This window comes from Sphingomonas rustica (genome assembly GCF_039652585.1).
Classification (GTDB): domain Bacteria; phylum Pseudomonadota; class Alphaproteobacteria; order Sphingomonadales; family Sphingomonadaceae; genus Sphingomonas; species Sphingomonas rustica.
The window spans coordinates 176,942-194,255 of sequence record NZ_JBDIZK010000006.1 but is presented as its reverse complement, the minus strand read 5'-3'; the positions used below and the strand labels follow the sequence as shown (position 1 = coordinate 194,255).

General features: G+C 66.7%; 14 protein-coding genes. 10 read left to right on the top strand and 4 right to left on the bottom strand.

Annotated elements, in window-relative coordinates; translation table 11 throughout:
- The first annotated feature begins 70 nt into the window (after positions 1-70).
- From TPR58_RS11815 to TPR58_RS11800, 4 genes are all read left to right on the top strand, one after another.
- The gene (locus TPR58_RS11815; protein ID WP_346246871.1) at positions 71-2,149 is read left to right on the top strand and encodes a M13 family metallopeptidase; all 2,079 of its coding nucleotides are present in this window, start codon (positions 71-73) and stop codon (positions 2,147-2,149) included.
- A gap of 127 nt (positions 2,150-2,276) precedes the next feature.
- Complete coding sequence (locus TPR58_RS11810) at positions 2,277-4,670, top strand: hybrid sensor histidine kinase/response regulator (protein ID WP_346246870.1); 2,394 nt, start codon at positions 2,277-2,279, stop codon at positions 4,668-4,670.
- Between the two features lie 38 nt (positions 4,671-4,708).
- Positions 4,709-5,062, top strand: a complete 354-nt coding sequence (locus TPR58_RS11805) for a response regulator (RefSeq protein ID WP_346246869.1) — start codon at positions 4,709-4,711, stop codon at positions 5,060-5,062.
- A 1-nt stretch (position 5,063) separates the two neighbouring features.
- On the top strand, positions 5,064-5,789 hold the full coding sequence (locus tag TPR58_RS11800) for a polysaccharide deacetylase family protein (protein WP_346246868.1): 726 nt from the start codon (positions 5,064-5,066) through the stop codon (positions 5,787-5,789).
- A gap of 9 nt (positions 5,790-5,798) precedes the next feature.
- Here the strand turns inward: TPR58_RS11800 and TPR58_RS11795 are convergent, their stop codons facing one another.
- From TPR58_RS11795 to TPR58_RS11785, 3 genes are all read right to left on the bottom strand, one after another.
- Positions 5,799-7,229: a cell wall hydrolase gene (locus TPR58_RS11795; protein WP_346246867.1), complete on the bottom strand. Its 1,431-nt coding sequence runs from the start codon at positions 7,227-7,229 to the stop codon at positions 5,799-5,801.
- A gap of 192 nt (positions 7,230-7,421) precedes the next feature.
- Positions 7,422-8,342 (bottom strand): cysteine synthase A, encoded by a 921-nt coding sequence (cysK, locus tag TPR58_RS11790; protein ID WP_346246866.1) that lies wholly within the window; start codon positions 8,340-8,342, stop codon positions 7,422-7,424.
- Positions 8,339-9,661, bottom strand: coding sequence for an MFS transporter (locus TPR58_RS11785; protein ID WP_346246865.1), 1,323 nt, complete (start codon positions 9,659-9,661; stop codon positions 8,339-8,341). Before TPR58_RS11785 ends, cysK begins: the two co-directional genes overlap by 4 nt.
- Before the next feature lie 233 nt (positions 9,662-9,894).
- On the opposite strand from TPR58_RS11785, the gene TPR58_RS11780 reads away from it, so the two are divergent.
- The 5 genes from TPR58_RS11780 to TPR58_RS11760 all read left to right on the top strand — a co-directional run bounded on the left by TPR58_RS11780 (position 9,895) and on the right by TPR58_RS11760 (position 14,257).
- The gene (locus TPR58_RS11780; RefSeq protein WP_346246864.1) at positions 9,895-10,362 is read left to right on the top strand and encodes a carboxymuconolactone decarboxylase family protein; all 468 of its coding nucleotides are present in this window, start codon (positions 9,895-9,897) and stop codon (positions 10,360-10,362) included.
- Positions 10,362-11,252 carry a sigma-70 family RNA polymerase sigma factor gene (locus TPR58_RS11775; protein WP_346246863.1) on the top strand — a complete coding sequence of 297 codons (891 nt, stop codon included), beginning with the start codon at positions 10,362-10,364 and terminating at the stop codon, positions 11,250-11,252. Before TPR58_RS11780 ends, TPR58_RS11775 begins: the two co-directional genes overlap by 1 nt.
- Positions 11,253-11,317: 65 nt before the next feature.
- Complete coding sequence (locus TPR58_RS11770) at positions 11,318-12,091, top strand: TSUP family transporter (RefSeq protein ID WP_346246862.1); 774 nt, start codon at positions 11,318-11,320, stop codon at positions 12,089-12,091.
- Between the two features lie 142 nt (positions 12,092-12,233).
- Complete coding sequence (gene recA / locus TPR58_RS11765) at positions 12,234-13,316, top strand: recombinase RecA (protein ID WP_346246861.1); 1,083 nt, start codon at positions 12,234-12,236, stop codon at positions 13,314-13,316.
- Between the two features lie 314 nt (positions 13,317-13,630).
- Positions 13,631-14,257 (top strand): glutathione S-transferase family protein, encoded by a 627-nt coding sequence (locus TPR58_RS11760; protein WP_346246860.1) that lies wholly within the window; start codon positions 13,631-13,633, stop codon positions 14,255-14,257.
- 322 nt (positions 14,258-14,579) lie between these two features.
- Here the strand turns inward: TPR58_RS11760 and TPR58_RS11755 are convergent, their stop codons facing one another.
- Positions 14,580-15,917 (bottom strand): dicarboxylate/amino acid:cation symporter, encoded by a 1,338-nt coding sequence (locus tag TPR58_RS11755; protein ID WP_346246859.1) that lies wholly within the window; start codon positions 15,915-15,917, stop codon positions 14,580-14,582.
- A gap of 87 nt (positions 15,918-16,004) precedes the next feature.
- On the opposite strand from TPR58_RS11755, the gene TPR58_RS11750 reads away from it, so the two are divergent.
- Positions 16,005-17,258 (top strand): M24 family metallopeptidase, encoded by a 1,254-nt coding sequence (locus TPR58_RS11750; RefSeq protein ID WP_346246858.1) that lies wholly within the window; start codon positions 16,005-16,007, stop codon positions 17,256-17,258.
- Positions 17,259-17,314: the final 56 nt, after the last annotated feature.

Below are 17,314 nucleotides of genomic sequence, written 5' to 3'. Positions count from 1 at the left end.
CCGCTTGATTGACGAACCGTCATGGTGGCGTAAGACGGCGCATCCAGATTTTCTGACGGGATATGCCCAAATGCGCCTTTCGCTGCTTTCCACTTCCATCCTGGCGGGCTCGTTGATGCTCGCTTCGTGCGCGACCGACCAGGCGGCGCAGACCGCCGGCCCGGTCGTCGACGTCGTTTCGCCGCCGCCGGCGCCCGAGCCCATGCGTCCCAAGCCGCAGATCGGATCGTTCGGCTTCGACGAGGCCGGCATGAATCGCGGCGCGACCCCCGGCGACAATTTCTACGACTTCGCCAACGGTACCTGGGCGAAGACCACGCCGATCCCGGCCGACAAGTCCAATTATGGCGCGTTCAACGTGCTGGCCGACCTGTCGCAGACGCGCACGCACGAGATCCTGGAAGGGGTCAAGGCCGATCCCAATTCGAATATCGGCGCTGCCTATGCCGCATTCCTCGACACCGGGGCGATCGAGGCGAAGGGCCTGACGCCGATCGCGCCCTGGCTGAACCAGATCAAGGGCCTGTCGTCCAAGGCCGGTTATGCCGCGCTGCTGGCCCAGGCCGATCGCAACGGCGTGCCCACGCCGTTCGGCAGCTATGTCGGCCAGGACGACAAACAGCCCGAGGTCTATGCGCTGAGCCTGTTCCAGTCGGGCCTGGGCATGCCCGACCGCGACTATTATCTGTCCACCGACGCCAAGATGGTCGAGACCCGCGCCGCCTATCTCACGCACCTGACCAATGTGCTGACGCTGGCGGGTGAAGCGAATGCCGCTGCGCGCGCCAAGGCGATCCTCGACCATGAAACGAAGATCGCGCGGGCGCACTGGACCCGGGTCGACAGCCGCGACGCGACCAAGACCTATAACAAGATGACCGTCGCCCAGTTGGCGCGCACCGCGCCGGGCTTCGACTTCAAGGCCTATTTCGCCGGCATCGGCGCCCCGGTCGACACGGTGATCGTGGCACAGCCCAGCGCGGTGAAGGGCATCGCCGCACAGGTCCGCGCGGCGCCGCTGTCGGTGCTGAAGGACCAGTTGCTGGTGCGCAGCCTCGATGGCTTCGCCGACGTGCTGCCCGCCGCGTTCGACAAGGAACAGTTCGCCTTTTTCGGCACCACCCTGTCGGGCACGCCAGAGCAGCAGGTCCGCTGGAAGCGCGCCGTCGACTTCACCTCGAACGCGCTCGAGGACGAGGTCTCCAAGGTTTATGTCGCCAAATATTTCCCGCCCGAGACCAAGGCGGCGGCCGACAAGCTGGTGAAGAACGTCATCGCCGCCATGGGCCGCCGGATCGACGCACTCGACTGGATGGCGCCGGAAACCAAGGTGAAGGCGCATGCCAAGCTGGCGGCGTTCACGCCCAAGATCGGCTATCCCGACCGCTGGCGCGACTATTCCGGGCTGCGGATCGTCGCGGGCGACGCCTATGGCAACACTGTCCGGGCGAACAACTGGGCGCACGACTATAATGTCGGCAAGCTGGGCAAGCCGATCGATCGCGCCGAATGGGGCATGACCCCGACGGAAGTGAACGCCTATGCCAATTTCGGGATGGTCGAGATTGTCTTCCCCGCGGCGATCCTGCAGCCGCCCTTCTTCGATCCGAATGCCGACGATGCGGTCAATTATGGCGGGATCGGTGCGGTGATCGGCCATGAACTGAGCCATCACTTCGACGATCAGGGCGCCAAATATAATGCCGAGGGCCGCCTGACCGACTGGTGGACTCCGGCCGACGTCGCCGCGTTCAAGTCGCGAACCGATCAGCTCGTCGCGCAATATGATGCCTATGAGCCGCTGCCGGGCCTGCATGTGAAGGGCGCGCTGACGCTGGGCGAGAATGTCGCCGACCTGGCCGGACTGACCGTTGCCTATGATGCGTACAAGGCGTCGCTGAACGGTGCCGAGGCGCCGGTGATCGACGGGTTCACCGCCGATCAGCGCTTCTATCTCGGCTGGGCACAGGTATGGCGTCGCAATTATCGCGAGCCGAACCTGCGCCAGCGCCTGCTGACCGATCCGCACTCGCCGTCGGAGCAGCGCGCCGCGGTCGTTCGCAACCTCGATCCCTGGTATGCCGCCTTCCAGCCGCAGCCGGGCCAGAAGCTGTTCCTGACGCCTGAGAAACGCGTCCGGATCTGGTAAGTCACAGCCGCCCCCTTCGCTCCGGCGAAAGGGGGCGGTCCTGCACGCCATTCGCCGCGAAGCGTCGGGACGGGCGAGATTTTTGTCTCTCTCTTGACCGCCACGCGATGCCGTCTCAACACGAGACATGGCGACCCTTCCCGCAACTCCCCCCGCTCCATCGCGATCGTTGCTGCCCTTGCTCGCGGCAGTGATGGCGGGGTTCGTGGCAGGGGCGGTGATCCTGCTGAGCCTGGGGGAGCGCCCGGTCGCGATCGGGTTCGTCGCCGCCGGGATCCTGGCCGCCGGCGTCCTCCTGGCATCCAGGCGGCTGTTCCAGACCGTCGAGGTGCCGGAGACGGTGATCGACTGGTCGGTCGCGCACGCCCTGGCGGCTGCATCGAACGATGCGCTTGCCGTCACCGATCGTGCCGGGCGCCTGGTATGCGCAAATGATCGGTACGAGGTCCTGTTTGCCGGCTTTCCGACCCCGCCCGACCTGCCGATCGGCGAGATCGCGAATTCGCGACTGACCGAGGCCGGTCATGCCGCATGGCGCGACGGCGAGGCGCGAACGGCCGGGATCCAGGTGTTCGGGGCGCCGGTCACGGTGCGCGTCGCCCGCGTTGGCGAGGACACGCTGGTGTGGCGCTTCATCGGGGTCCAGGCGCTGGACCTGGCCACGCAGGTCGAGACGTTGCTGTCCGGGCAGACGGGCGACCGCATGGGCGCTGCCGGGATCATGCTGGCGATGATCACGCCCGAGGGGCGCATTCGATCCGCCAACCGCGTCTTCCGAGCCCGCGCGACCGGCAATGCAGAGGCGCAGGTCGAGGGCAGGGACTTTGCCCGGTTGATGGCGACCGATGCCAGCGGCCGCGTGCGTTTCGAGCGCGACGGCGCCGCGGGCCTGCCGATCCGCATCCTCCAGATCCCGTTCTTGGACGGCGAGGATGCGCCGATGCTGGTCGCGGCGCTGGACGAGGAACCCCAGACCCTTGCCGGGTCGGCGGTCGGCGGAAGCGCGGCGGCGCATGTCCGGTCGCTGATCGCGCTGTTGCCGGCGGGAATGGCGCTGATCGATCGCGACGGCCGGTTCGTTCACATGAACGATGCGTTCGTCCGGGCCGCGCGAATCAACATGGCGAACCCGCCGCTCTATCCCGGCGATCTCGTCGTTCGCGAGGACAAGTCGGCGCTGGCCGATACGGTGCGGCGTTTCGCCGGCAGCTCTGCTCAGTCCGCCGAGATGACGGTCCGCTTCACCGACGCGCCCGAGGAACCGGTCGCGCTGACGATCGCGGCCGCGCGCGGCCTGGGCGATGCGGCGGTGCTGATCAGCCTCAAGGATTCGGGCGAGGAAGGGAAGCTGAAGCGCCAGGTCGCCCAGGCGATCAAGATGCAGGCGGTCGGACAGCTGGCCGGCGGCGTCGCCCACGACTTCAACAACATCCTGACCGCGATCATCGGGCACTGCGACCTGATGATGTCGCGCCACTCGCCGGGCGACAGCGACTATGACGACATCCAGCAGATCCGCGCAAACTCGAACCGCGCCGCCAGCCTGACGCGCCAGCTGCTCGCCTTTTCGCGGCAGCAGACGCTGCGCCCGCAGGTGCTGCAGTTGCCCGACGTGATTTCGGAAGTGTCGAACCTGTTGAAGCGCCTGCTGGGCGAGACGGTGCATCTGGAGGTCCGGCACGGCCGGAATCTGGGGCCGGTGCGTGCCGATCCGGGACAGCTGGAGCAGGTCGTCGTCAACCTGGTCGTCAACGCCCGCGACGCGATGCTGACGAAGAGCGAGCGCGGCGGCGGCACGGTGACGATCGAGACGGCGGCGGTGGCGGCGTCGCAGGTCCGCCAGATGGACGACGATTTCCTTCCGGTCGGCGACTATACCTCGCTGCGCATCGCCGACACCGGCGCGGGCATCCCTGCGGACATCCTGGGAAAGATCTTCGAGCCGTTCTTCACGACCAAGGAGAAGGGGAAGGGAACCGGGCTGGGGCTGTCGACCGTCTACGGCATCATCAAGCAGTCGGGCGGGTTCATCTTCGCGGGCAACCAGCCATCGGGCGGTGCCGAGTTCGTCATCTACCTGCCCGTTCACACCGCCACCGAGGCGACCATCGCCAAGTTGCCCGCACCGACGAAGGAACGGTCGCTCGACACCTGGGGCACGGGCACCATCCTGGTCGTCGAGGACAACGACATGGTGCGCGCCATCGCCGAGCGGGCGCTGACCCGCCAGGGCTATACGGTGCTGACCGCCGAGAATGGCGAGGCTGCGCTGGAGCTGCTCGATCAGGTCGAACGACCCGAACTGCTGATCTCCGACGTGGTCATGCCGTCCATGGACGGGCCGACCATGGCCCGCCATGTGCGCGAGCGTTACCCCGACCTGCCGATCCTGTTCATGTCGGGCTATGCGGAAGAACAGCTGCGCCGCTCGATCGACCTTCACAATGTCGCTTTCCTGCCGAAACCCTTTTCGGTGCAGCAACTTGCGGAAGCCGCGAGAGACGTTCTCGCACCGAAATAGCTTGGCGTTACGGCCGCAATCTGCGAAGGCCGGCATCTATGTCAGCGCTAAATCGCATCCTGATCGTCGAAGACGAACCGCTCATCTCCATGATGCTCGAGGATTTCCTCGAGATGCTCGACCGTCAGGTTGCCGGCACTGCCGACAGCGTTTCGGGCGCGCTCGATCTGATCGCCCAGGGCGGGATCGACGCCGCGATCATGGACGTCAACCTTCGGGGCGGCGAACAGAGCTGGCCGATCGCGGATCGGCTGGCGGCGGACGGAATCCCGTTCATCCTGGCGACCGGCGGAAGCGGCGATACGGTGGCGGAAGCGCACAGGGGACGTCCTGTGCTGGGCAAGCCCTTCACGATGAACGCAGTAGAAAAGGCGCTCGAGGCGCTCAACTGACATGACGCGGATCCGCCGACGCTGGTGGATCCCCGGCATCTTGCTGATCCTCGTCGTGGTGTTGGTGCTGGGCGGGTTCCTGACCAGCCGGGCACGATGCTGGCAATGGGTGGGCACCCCGGTCTGTCGGGTGGAGACCAGCGAGAAGATCGTCGCGCTGACCTTCGATGACGGCCCGACCCCCGAGGGTGTCGACTATTTCCTGCAGACGCTGACGCCTGAGGGCACGAAGGCAACCTTCTTCCTGACCGGCGCCGATCTGGTCGCCGATCCGGGTCAGGCGCGCCGCCTGGTCGCGGCGGGCCACCAGATCGCCAATCACAGCTATCGCCACGAGCGGATGTGGGGTCTCTTCCCAGATGCCTATGAGGGTGACATCCGCGACACCGACGCGCTCTTGCGCCGGGAAGGCGGCGACGCCGCGCTGCTGTTCCGGCCGCCCTATGGCAAGAAACTGACCGGCCTGCCGATCGCGCTTGCCCGTACCGGACACCGCACGATCATGTGGGACATCGAGGATCCGGAGACGAGCGATCCGAAGGCGTTCTCCGACCAGGTCCTGAAGCAGGTCCGCCCCGGCTCGATCATCCTGATCCATGCCATGTACCGACGCCGCGATACCGCGCGCCGGGCCCTGCCGCTGATCCTCACCGGCCTGAAGGACCGCGGCTATCGCGCCGTGACGATGAGCGAACTGCTCCGCCTGGAGCAACCCGGCACGAACTAAATTATTGCGTCAGCGGGTCGTCGGCGTCGGTACCGGAGACGGATCCGCCGCGGGCAGCCTGAACCTGCGCTGCACCCGTCCGGACCGCGCCGGTTCGGCAACGGGCGCGGCGGCGGGGCTGGGCATCGGTGCGGGGGCAGGTGCGGCCGCGGGCTCCCGGCGCCGCACGCCGCTCAGGCCCGCAGGGCTGGTCGGCTTGCCTTCCAGATCCGTCGGTGCCGCCTCGACGGCCGGCGTCGCGGGCCGCCCCAGCGGCTGGTCGCGCATGCACTGGACCGGGCTGGGCCGGCGATGAAGCCGGCAATTCCACAGCGCCTTGGCATAGCCGGTGTCGAGATCGCGCAGGTAGCTGAACGCCATGGTCGAGACCTGGCCACTGTCGAGCGGAAGCGTCCTGGGCGTCTGGCCGGCCTCGCTCCACGCCATGAACTTGCACTTCTTGCGCTCGCCGCAGGTGCGGATCGCAAGGCTCGCGAAATTCTCCGCGTTCATCCCCTTGGGCAGGGTGACGAGGAAGCTGTCGGGGTCCGCACCCATTGCCTCGGGCACATCGGTCGCCTTGATCGACTCCGGATCGACCGACGCAAGCGGGTCGAGAGAGGCCTCGGTCGGCTCCGTCGCGGGCGTTGGAGGCGCGCCCGGATCGCCCGAGAAGGATGCGGAGAGCAGCGACATGCGCGCGATGTTCGGTTCCGCCCCGGTATAGCTGCGGTTGAAGGCGGGCGGGGTGCCCCACCAGCCCGCCCAGCGGAAGAACAGATGCGTGTGCACCTCGGTGATCTTCTCGAGGCTGGACGACCAATAGGGGACGACCCAGTCGGTATGATAATGGGTGGCGTGGCCGACCGGGGCGTAGACCGATCCGTTCAGCGCGGTGCTGGCGACGTCGCGCGCGCGCGTCCAGGACGCCGCACTCGGCTTGTAGCGGAACATCGCACCGTCGCAGGTGAAGGTGAACTGGCATCCGGTGCTGCGTTCCCAGCCCTGGAATACGACGCCGCAGACGCTTTTCGGAAAGGCCGGGTGGCGCATGCGGTTGAGGATGACCTGGGCCACTGCGCGCTGGCCGACGGCATCGTTTCCGGCCTCGTAATAGACCGCGGCCGCCAGGCAATCGACGGCGCGCGCCTGGCTGTCGGCGCTGCCGAAGACGCGAAAGGGGCGGGCGGCGGGATTGGGCTTGGTCGAGAACGGAATGGCGGCATTGACCGACCGCGCATCATCGGGATCGACCGGTTGCAGCTCGACCGGTTCGACCGGAGGCAGTTCGGTGCGCGGGACGATGCGGGTCGAGATCACGACCCGTGGCGGCTTGGTGACCACCACCCGCGGCGTCAGGCTGACGATCAGGACCGGAGCAGCGATGGCGACCAGGCCGATCAGCAGCAGGATGACGAGGATGGGCAGGGGCGTGCCCGATCGAGTGGCGGCGATCTTCATGCGCGAGGGTCCGGCTCTCAGCGTGCGACGGGCAGGTGAGGGAAAGTCGGACGGTCGGTCAAGATCATGCTCCATGGGGCGTCGGGCCGCGCGCCTTAACGCACGGATGCGCAAGTTGGAACCATGCCGAAATAATCAGGCCGCGCGTGCGGCATCGGCCAAGCGGCCAATCCCGCACGCGCGCCAAGGCGATCAGGCTTCCGGAAGGAAGTCGGGCACGCTCAGATAGCGCTCGCCGGTGTCGTAATTGAAGCCGAGCACCCGGCTGCCTTCGGGCAGGTCGGGCAGCTTCTGAAGGATCGCGGCCAGCGTGGCGCCGGACGAGATGCCGACCAGCATGCCTTCCTCGCTGGCTGCGCGGCGGGCCATGTCCTTGGCGATCGCGGCATCGACCTTGATCACCCCATCGATCGCGTCGGTGTGCAGGTTGCGCGGGACGAACCCGGCACCGATGCCCTGAATCGGGTGCGGGCCCGGCTGGCCGCCCGAGATCACCGGCGAGAGCTCGGGTTCGACCGCATAGACCTTCACGCCCGGCCACGCCTTCTTCAGCGTCTCGGCAACGCCGGTGATGTGGCCGCCGGTGCCGACGCCGGTGATCACGACGTCGATCGGGCTGTCGGCGAAGTCGTTCAGGATTTCCTGGGCCGTCGTGCGGACATGGACATCGATGTTCGCGCCATTCTCGAACTGCTGCGGCATCCAGGCGCCGGGCGTCGAGTCGACGATCTCCATCGCCCGCTCGATCGCGCCCTTCATGCCCTTCTCGCGCGGGGTCAGGTCGAAGCTGGCGCCATAGGCGAGCATCAGGCGGCGACGCTCCAGGCTCATGCTCTCGGGCATGACCAGGATCAGCTTGTAGCCCTTCACCGCGGCGACCATGGCCAGGCCGACGCCGGTGTTGCCGCTGGTCGGTTCGACGATCGTGCCGCCGGGCTTCAGGCTGCCATCGGCCTCCGCCGCCTCGACCATCGCCAGCGCGATCCGGTCCTTGATCGAGCCGCCGGGGTTCGATCGCTCGGACTTGATCCAGACTTCCGAACCGGGGAACAGGCGCTGGACACGAATATGGGGCGTGTTTCCGATCGTCTCGAGGATCGTGTTCGCCTTCATGTGGTCATCTCCTTGGGGGGCAATTCCAGAGTTTCAGGGGGATCAAAGGTGCGTGCCCGCCGAAGTTCCGGAAATAGCCTGGCCCAGGCGATCGTGACAAGGATCGCGCCGATTCCGCCGCCGACGACTGCGGCGACCGGACCGACCAGCGCGGCGAGAAAGCCGGACTCGGCCTCGCCCAGCTCGTTCGATCCCGAGATGAAGAGGGTCGACACCGCGCCGACGCGGCCGCGCATCTCGTCGGGCGTGTAGATCTGGATCAGCGACTGGCGGACATAGACCGACACCATGTCGGCGGCGCCCAGCACGAACAGCGCGACCAGCGCCAGCAGCACCGCGGGCGCCAGGTCGCTGCCGATCGCCGAAGGGCCGAGCAGGCGGATGAGAATCGGCGCGGACAGGCCGAACACGATCGTCGCCAGTCCGAAGACGCCGACCGCGATCAGCATCTTCTTGCCGACCTCGGTCTTCAGCGGGCGCCACGAGAAGATCAGCGCGATGCTGACCGCGCCCAGCGCCGGGGCCGCACGCAGATGGCCCAGCCCATCGGCGCCGACCATCAGGATATCGCGGGCATAGACCGGCAGCATCGCGGTCGCCCCGCCGAGCAGCACGGCGAACAGATCCAGCGAGATGGCGCCCAGCACAAGCCGGTTGCGCCGCACGTAGAAAAGGCCGTCGACCATCTGCCGCCAGGGGCTGGCGGTGCTGACGACCTTGGTCCGCGGGACCGGGCCGATCAGCATCAACATGGTGAAGGACAGGAGGAACAGGGTTCCGGAAACCGCATAGGGCAGCCAGTCGGTGGCGGCATAGAGATAGCCGCCCATCGCCGGACCCATCACCGCCGCGCCCTGCCAGGCGCTCGAACTCAGCGCGATCGCCGTCGGAAGGATCTCCCGCGGGACGAGGTTCGGCGCCAGCGCGCCGAGCGACGGTCCGGCAAAGGCGCGGGCGACCCCCAGCAACGAGGCGATGCCGAACAGGGCAGGCAGGCTGACCGTATCCGACCAGGTGAGCCAGGCGAGACTGAGCGCGCACAATGCCTCGAGCCCGACAGCCGATCGGGCGATCCAGCGCCGGTCGATCCGGTCGGCGACCCAGCCGGCGAACAGCGACAGGAACAGCAGCGGGATGAACTGGGCGACGCCGATCAGGCCGAGCTGGAACGCGGCTTCCTTGATGCCCATGGTGCGGCGGGCAATGTCGTAGACCTGCCAGCCGATGACGATGACCATCGCCATCTGCGCCAGCGTCGAACAGAAGCGGGCGATCAGATAATAGCGGAAATTGGCAAACCGAAGCGGGTGCTGAGCCATGATGCGCCTCTAGGGGTTTCGGCGCGGACCGCAACGCGCGATTTCGCCACAATGCTTCTTTTTGAGAGGGCGGTGCGGTGCAGGTCCCGGCACAGTTCGATCGCGATAAATATCACGCGCTCATTCAACGGGTTGTACAGGATCGTGCCGCGATGCCGGCCGGCCATGTCACACGCGCCGCCGCGATATCGTCATGACGGCGGGAATGAGCCCGACCGACAAGGACCGTGACGATGACCGAACGTATGAATCCGTATCTGACCCAGCCGCAACTGACCCAGCCGTTGATCGACTTCGCGATGACCGCGGCGCGGCACAGCGGGATCGAGACGCCGCTGCAGGAACTGGTGAAGATCCGCGCCTCGCAGCTCAATCACTGCGCGATCTGCCTGCACATGCACGCTCTCGACGCGCGCAAGGCGGGGGAAAGCGAGATGCGCATCTTCATGCTGGACGCCTGGCGCGAATCGCCGCTCTATACCGCGCGGGAGCGGGCGGCGCTGGCCTGGACCGAGGCGCTGACCCGGCTGACGCCGCAGGGCGTGGCGGACGAGGATTACGCAATGGTCGAGGCCGAGTTCAGTGAAGCCGAGCGGGTCAGCCTGACGCTGATGATCGGCGCGATCAACGCCTTCAACCGGATCGGCGCCGGATTTCGGCTGAGCCATCCCGGCAGCGCCCCGGCACGGGCGGCGGCCTGATGCCGGGCGAGGCCGGGGACGGGCGCGAGGCGGATGCCGCCGCCAGCTTCGATCCGCTGCGTCCCCGGCTCAGCCGGGTCGCCTATCGCATGCTGGGCTCGGTCGCGGATGCCGAGGATATGGTCCAGGAGGCCTATCTCAGATGGCACCGCGCCGACCGGTCGGTCATTGCCGAACCGGAAGCCTGGCTGCGGCGGGTGGTGATGCGGCTGTGCCTCGACCAGCTCAAGTCCGCCCGGGTGCGGCGCGAGACCTATGTCGGGCCCTGGCTGCCCGAGCCGGTGGTCGAGGAGGGGGAAGGGGAGGTCGAGGACGTGACCCTTCCGCTGCTGCTGGCGCTCGAAAGACTGTCGCCGCTCGAACGCGCCGCCTTCCTGCTGCATGACGTCTTCGGGGTGGGGTTCGACGAGATCGCCGTGACGATCGGGCGCGAACCCGCTGCCTGTCGCCAGCTGGCCACCCGGGCGCGGGCCCATGTCCGCGCCGACCGTCCGAGGTTCGAGGTCAGCGAGCCGCACGGGATGGACATCGCCCGGGCCTTCTTCGCGGCATCGCGCAGCGGCGACATGAAGGGGCTTAGCGCGTTGCTGGCGGCGGACGTCGCCATGCATTCGGACGGGGGCGGGGTGCGGCCGGCTGCGCCTGCGATCATCGAGGGTGCCGATCTTGTGGCGAAGCTGCACAAGGGCTTTGCGGTGCTGTTCCGCAAGGGGCCGTCGCAGCTTCTGCGCTATGCCGTGATCAACGGCCTGCCCGGATTCATCAGTCGCGAATCGGATGGGTTGATCCAGACCACGGCGTTCGAGATCCGCGAGGGCCGGATCATCGGCATCTATATCCAGCGCAATCCCGACAAGTTGCGACACCTCGACGGCGCGGCGCGTCACTGAGGCTGAACGCGTCGGTCGACGAAGCGGGCTGGCCGTGGCGGTGAAGGGCGACTATCGGCGCCGCGATGGACCTGACGTTCGAACTGCTCGCCTTGCTGATGACGGTTGCCCTGGTGGCGGGGACGATCGATGCGATGGCCGGCGGAGGCGGATTGCTGACCATTCCGGCGCTGATGGCCATCGGCGTGCCGCCGGTCTCCGCGCTGGCGACCAACAAGCTTCAGAGCAGCATCGGCACGGCATCCTCCTTCCTCGCCTTCTGGAAGGCGGGACATGTCGACCTGCGCCGCTTCGCGGTTCCGGCCGCATCGGCCTTTGCCGGGTCGGTGGCGGGCGCGGTGACGGTTCAGCATATCGATCCCTCGATCCTGGCGGGCCTCGTTCCCGTGCTGCTGATCCTGATGGGGCTGTACTTCCTGCTGGCCCCGCCGATGAGCGATGTCGATCGTCATGCGCGACTGGGGCGGGCCGGGCTCTCGCTGGCGGTCGCCGGAGTGGGATTCTATGACGGCTTTTTCGGGCCGGGCGCGGGATCGTTCCTGATCACGGTGATGGTCGCGCTGGGCGGGCTGGGGCTGGTGCGCGCGATCGCCAATGCGAAGTTCCTCAACCTCGCGACCAATGTCGCCGGGTTGCTGGCGATGATCGGCGGCGGCAAGGTGATGTGGGTCCTCGGCCTGTCGATGGCCGCGGCGAATATCGTCGGCAACCAGCTGGGCGCGCGGCTGGCGATCCGCTTCGGCGGACGGGGCGTAAGGCCGCTGCTCGTCATCATGTCGGTGGCCTTGACCGTGAAACTGCTGGCGGATCCGGCCAATCCGCTGCGCATGCTTTTCTGATTGCAATCGCAGTCGCATCGGTTTTGGACACTTTTTGTTCCAGAATCTCAGTTCTACCCTTGTTCCGCCAGAACAAATGGAATACGTCGTTTCCAACACGGTTGTACCCACGACCCAAACCGATTAGCGACGGGGACCTCGAATGGCTGCTTCACTCAAGGTGATCGACAACAAGATGGCGACTTCGAACGACCGTCAAAAGGCGCTGGACGCCGCACTCGCGCAGATCGACCGCGCCTTCGGCAAGGGCTCGGCGATGCGGCTCGGGTCGAAGGAGACGATGCAGGTCGAGGCGATCTCGACCGGATCGCTGGGGCTCGACATCGCGCTCGGCGTCGGCGGGCTGCCGCGCGGCCGCGTGATCGAGGTCTATGGCCCGGAAAGCTCGGGCAAGACGACGCTGGCGCTGCACGTCATCGCCGAGGCGCAGCGGACCGGCGGCACCGCCGCGTTCGTCGACGCGGAGCATGCGCTCGATCCGGTCTATGCCAAGAAGCTTGGCGTGAACATCGACGAGCTGATCGTGTCACAGCCGGATACCGGCGAGCAGGCGCTGGAAATCGTCGATACGCTGGTGCGTTCCAACGCGATCGACGTGCTGGTGGTCGACTCGGTGGCGGCACTGGTGCCGCGCGCCGAGATCGAGGGCGAGATGGGCGACAGCCATGTCGGCCTTCAGGCCCGGCTGATGTCGCAGTCGCTGCGCAAGCTGACCGGATCGATCAGCCGCTCGCGCTGCATGGTGATCTTCATCAACCAGCTGCGCATGAAGATCGGCGTGATGTACGGCAATCCGGAAACCACGACCGGCGGCAACGCGCTGAAATTCTACGCTTCGGTTCGTCTCGACATCCGTCGCACCGGCCAGATCAAGGACCGTGACGAGATCATCGGCAACGCGACCCGCGTGAAGGTGGTGAAGAACAAGGTCGCCCCGCCGTTCAAGCAGGTCGAATTCGACATCATGTATGGCGAGGGCATTTCGAAGATCGGCGAGATCCTCGACCTCGGCGTCAAGGCCGGTCTGGTCGAGAAGTCGGGCGCATGGTTCAGCTATGACAGCGTCCGCATCGGCCAGGGCCGCGAGAATTCGAAGAATTTCCTCAAGGAGAATACCGAGCTCTGCGCCCGGCTCGAAGCCGCGATCCGCAACCGCACCGCCCAGGTGGCCGAAGAGATGATGGCCGGTCCTGACGCGGATGACGGCGACGACGAAGATCTCTGAGTAGGGCAGGGGTGGCCGAGCGCTGCCCCGCCTTCCCTCGACAGTTTCGGCCGCGCCGACATGCTCGTGTCGGCGGTGGTCACGGGACCCGTCCCATCGGGAAGCCCGGCGCCCGCCCGCGCCGGGCTCTCGGCGTTGTGCCCGAATCTCGTCGCCGTGGATGGGCCGGCTTCGGTCGCCTGACGCCTGGCAGGCAGGACAGGCAATCGTCTGTCCGCACGGCCGAATGCGGAAGCCGCGTCACCACGCTCGGCATTCGACAAAGCCGGTGGGTTCGCTAGGCTGGGTCGGTTATTGCAGGGGACTCGATCGCCATGACCATTACCGTCCACCACCTGGAAAATTCGCGGTCGCAGCGGGTGCTTTGGCTGCTCGAGGAACTGGCGCTTCCCTATACGGTCAAGCGCTATGAGCGGAACAAGGCGACGATGCTCTCACCCCCGGAGCTTCGCCAGGTCCATCCCCTGGGCAAGTCACCGGTGATCACCGGTGACGGCCAGACGATTGCCGAGACCGGCGCGATCATCGAATATCTGGTCGAGAAGGCGGACGGTCGGCTTGGCGCGCCGGGCGATCGCGGTGATGCGCTGCGCTATCGCCACTTCCTCCATTATGCCGAGGGCTCGCTGATGCCGGTGCTGTTCGTCACGCTGGTGCTCGGCAAGGTCCCGCTGATGGGCAAGGTCGCGCTCAAGAAGTTCCGGCCAATGGTCGACGTCCATCTCGACTGGGTCGAGTCCGAACTGGCCAGCCGCGAGTGGTTTGCCGGCGACTCCTTCACTGCCGCCGATGTGATGATGAGCTTCCCGCTAGAGGCGGCGGTGACCCGCTCCGGCGCAACCGAAGGTCGCCCGGCGATCAAGGCGTGGCTCGACCGCATCCACGCCCGCCCAGCCTATCAGGCCGCGCTGGAGAAGGGCGGGCCTTACGCATATGCCTGAGGTGTGGGCCGAGACGCGGGTTGCCACATGGCGGGCCAGCGGACTCCGACGTCACCGAAAGCGCGCCGATGAGGCCTTGAAAGACCTAAACGACTAAGGCCCCAAATCCTCTCCCGGAGGGAGAGGGGAACCATGCGCAGCATGGTGGAGAGGGAGCTGCCTCGAACGAGACCAGCGTTGGTGGGCAATCCCTCTCCACCGCTTCGCGGTCCCCCTCTCCCTCCGGGAGAGGATTGTCGCTTTGGATCGAATGCGTGAGCGATACCGCTCGATGCGCGCGGGCCACTTCCATAGCGACCCGATATCCTTCAGCCCCCCGCCATCACCCCCGCGGCGTCTCGCCATAATCCTCGAACTTGTCGACTTCGGGCGTCACCGGCGTGCCAGTTGCAGGCACGATGTCCATGTCGGGCGGCTGGGGGGCGTCGAGCTGGCCTTCCCAGCGCGCGACGACTGCGGCGGCCACCGCATTGCCGACGACGTTGGTCGCGGTGCGGCCCATGTCGAGGAAATGATCGACCGCCAGGATCAACAGGATGCCGGCCTCCGGAATGTCGAAATGCGACAGCGTGCCGGTAATCACGACCAGGCTGGCGCGCGGCACACCGGCGATCCCCTTGCTGGTGATCATCAGCATCAGCAGCATCGTGATCATCGTGCCCCAGTCGAGCTGAATGCCATAGGCCTGGGCGATGAAGATCGACGCGAAGGTCATGTACATCATCGAGCCGTCGAGGTTGAACGAATAGCCCAGCGGCAGGACGAAGCTGGCGATCTTGGGCGGCACGCCGAACCGGTCCAGCGCGTCGAGCGTGCGCGGATAGGCCGCCTCCGACGATGCGGTCGAGAAGCCCAGCAGGATCGGATCGCGCAGATAGCGGAACAGCGTGCCCGTCCGCCGGCCGATGACGAGATAGCAGGCGCCGAGCAGGACCGCCCACAGCACGGCGAGACCGATATAGAAGCTGCCCATGAAATAGGCGAGCTGGCCGACGACGCCGAACCCCTTGGTTGCCAGCGTGCGCGCGACGGCGCAGAACACCGCGATCGGTGCGAACAGCATGACATAGCCGGTCACGGTCAGCATGACTGCGACCAGCGCTTCCATCCCGCGCACGATCGGCGCGCCCTTTTCCCCCACGGCGGCCAGGCCGACGCCGAAGAACAGCGAGAAGATGACGATCTGAAGAATGTCGTTCTTCGCCATCGCGTCGATGGCGGAGGTGGGGATCAGGTGGATGAAGAATTTCGCGGCATCGAAGCCGGAGCGGTCGACCCCGCTGGCGGCATCGCGCGCGGGCAAAGCCAGGTTCACCCCGACGCCCGGTTCGAGCAGATTGACCAGCAACAGCCCCAGCGTCAGCGAGACCAGGCTGGCGGTCACGAACCACAGGAACGCCTTCAGCCCGACCCGGCCGATCGCGCCGCCGCCGCCCATATGGGCGATGCCCACGACCAGCGTCGAAACCACCAGCGGGGCGATGATCATCTTGATCAGATGCAGGAACATCTGGGTGGGGATGTCGAGATAATAGGCGATATCGGCGAGCTGCTGCGTGCCCGCGCCGCCATTGTCGTCCAGGCTGATGTTCAGGACCCAGCCGATCAGTCCGCCGAAGATCAGGCCGGCCAGAATGAACCAGGTTAGTCGCTTGCCCACTCGGGATCCCCTTTACACACGTGCGCGCAAGGAAGGGGATTGTTGTCGCCGGGTCAAGAACCGTATCGCGGTGCCAGGAGGAACCCGATGACCCTGACCCGACGCTCCCTGATCGCCGCTGCAGCGACGCTGCCCCTGTTCGGCGTCTCGTCGATGCTGCGCGCGGCGGAACCCGATCTGGAGGCGTTGCAGGATCTGACGCAAGGTGCCGTCCCGATCGGTCCCGATGAGCGCGCCCGGCGCGTCGCCCGGGCCCAGGCGCTGATGAAGGCGAACGGGATCGGCGCAGTCCTGATCGAGCCGGGATCGTCGCTGATCTACTTCACCGGCGTCCGCTGGAGCCGCAGCGAGCGGCTGACCGCCGCGATCCTGCCGGTCGAGGGCGAGCCCTGCATCGTCACCCCGTTCTTCGAGGAACCGTCGGTCCGCGAATCGCTCGGCATCCCGGCGGAGGTTCGCGTCTGGCAGGAGCATGAGGATCCGCTGGCGGTCGTCGCTGGCTTCCTGAAGGACCGGCGGCTGGCGACGCGCCCGGTCGGGATCGAGGAAACGGTGCGCTATTTCGCGGTGGCGGGCCTGCAACGCGCGCTGCCCGGTGCCAGGCTGGTTTCTGCCAATCCGGTGGTCCGCGGATGCCGGATGATCAAGACGCCCGCCGAGATCGCGCTGATGCAGCAGGCGACCGACGTGACGATCGCAGCCTATAGCTTCACCGTGCCGAGGATCGAGGCCGGCATGACTCCGGCGCAGATCGGCGCGCTGATGAATGCGGCGACGGTCAAGCTGGGCGGGCGGCCCGAATTCGCGTTGGTGCTGCTGGGCGAGGCAGCCGCCTATCCGCACGGCTCGGGCAAGCCGCAGGCGGTTCGGCGCGGCGAGATCGTGCTGATGGACTGCGGCTGCACCGTCCAGGGCTATCAGGCCGACGTATCGCGCAGCTTCGCCTTTGGCGAGGCGACCGCGGAGCAGCGCAAGGTCTGGGACCAGATGCGCCGCGGCCAGCAGATCGCCTTCGACGCCGCCCGCATTGGCGCAACCGCGGGCAGCGTCGATGATGCGGTCCGCGCCTATTATAAGACGCTCGGTTACGGCCCCGACTACAAGCTGCCCGGCCTGTCGCACCGCACCGGCCACGGCATCGGCATGGACGGGCACGAGCCGGTCAACCTGGTCCGCTGCGAGACGACCAGACTGGCTGCCGGCATGTGCTTCTCGAACGAGCCCGGCATCTACATTCCCGGCAGCTTCGGCATCCGCATCGAGGATTGCTTCCACATGACTGCCGCCGGTCCGAAATGGTTCAGCGAGCCGCCCTCGACGATCGACCGGCCACTGGGCTGACGCACCGGTGCAACACCGTCGGGTTCGATCGCGCTCATCGATGCGTTTCACTTGAG

Excerpts from the sequence above, each read along its gene's own strand:
- TPR58_RS11815 (WP_346246871.1), top strand. The coding sequence starts at position 71 with ATGCGCCTTTCGCTGCTTTCCACTTCCATCCTGGCGGGCTCGTTGATG.
- TPR58_RS11810 (WP_346246870.1), top strand. The coding sequence starts at position 2,277 with ATGGCGACCCTTCCCGCAACTCCCCCCGCTCCATCGCGATCGTTGCTG.
- TPR58_RS11805 (WP_346246869.1), top strand. The coding sequence starts at position 4,709 with ATGTCAGCGCTAAATCGCATCCTGATCGTCGAAGACGAACCGCTCATC.
- TPR58_RS11800 (WP_346246868.1), top strand. The coding sequence starts at position 5,064 with ATGACGCGGATCCGCCGACGCTGGTGGATCCCCGGCATCTTGCTGATC.
- TPR58_RS11795 (WP_346246867.1), bottom strand. The coding sequence starts at position 7,229 with ATGAAGATCGCCGCCACTCGATCGGGCACGCCCCTGCCCATCCTCGTC.
- cysK (WP_346246866.1), bottom strand. The coding sequence starts at position 8,342 with ATGAAGGCGAACACGATCCTCGAGACGATCGGAAACACGCCCCATATT.
- TPR58_RS11785 (WP_346246865.1), bottom strand. The coding sequence starts at position 9,661 with ATGGCTCAGCACCCGCTTCGGTTTGCCAATTTCCGCTATTATCTGATC.
- TPR58_RS11780 (WP_346246864.1), top strand. The coding sequence starts at position 9,895 with ATGACCGAACGTATGAATCCGTATCTGACCCAGCCGCAACTGACCCAG.
- TPR58_RS11775 (WP_346246863.1), top strand. The coding sequence starts at position 10,362 with ATGCCGGGCGAGGCCGGGGACGGGCGCGAGGCGGATGCCGCCGCCAGC.
- TPR58_RS11770 (WP_346246862.1), top strand. The coding sequence starts at position 11,318 with ATGGACCTGACGTTCGAACTGCTCGCCTTGCTGATGACGGTTGCCCTG.
- recA (WP_346246861.1), top strand. The coding sequence starts at position 12,234 with ATGGCTGCTTCACTCAAGGTGATCGACAACAAGATGGCGACTTCGAAC.
- TPR58_RS11760 (WP_346246860.1), top strand. The coding sequence starts at position 13,631 with ATGACCATTACCGTCCACCACCTGGAAAATTCGCGGTCGCAGCGGGTG.
- TPR58_RS11750 (WP_346246858.1), top strand. The coding sequence starts at position 16,005 with ATGACCCTGACCCGACGCTCCCTGATCGCCGCTGCAGCGACGCTGCCC.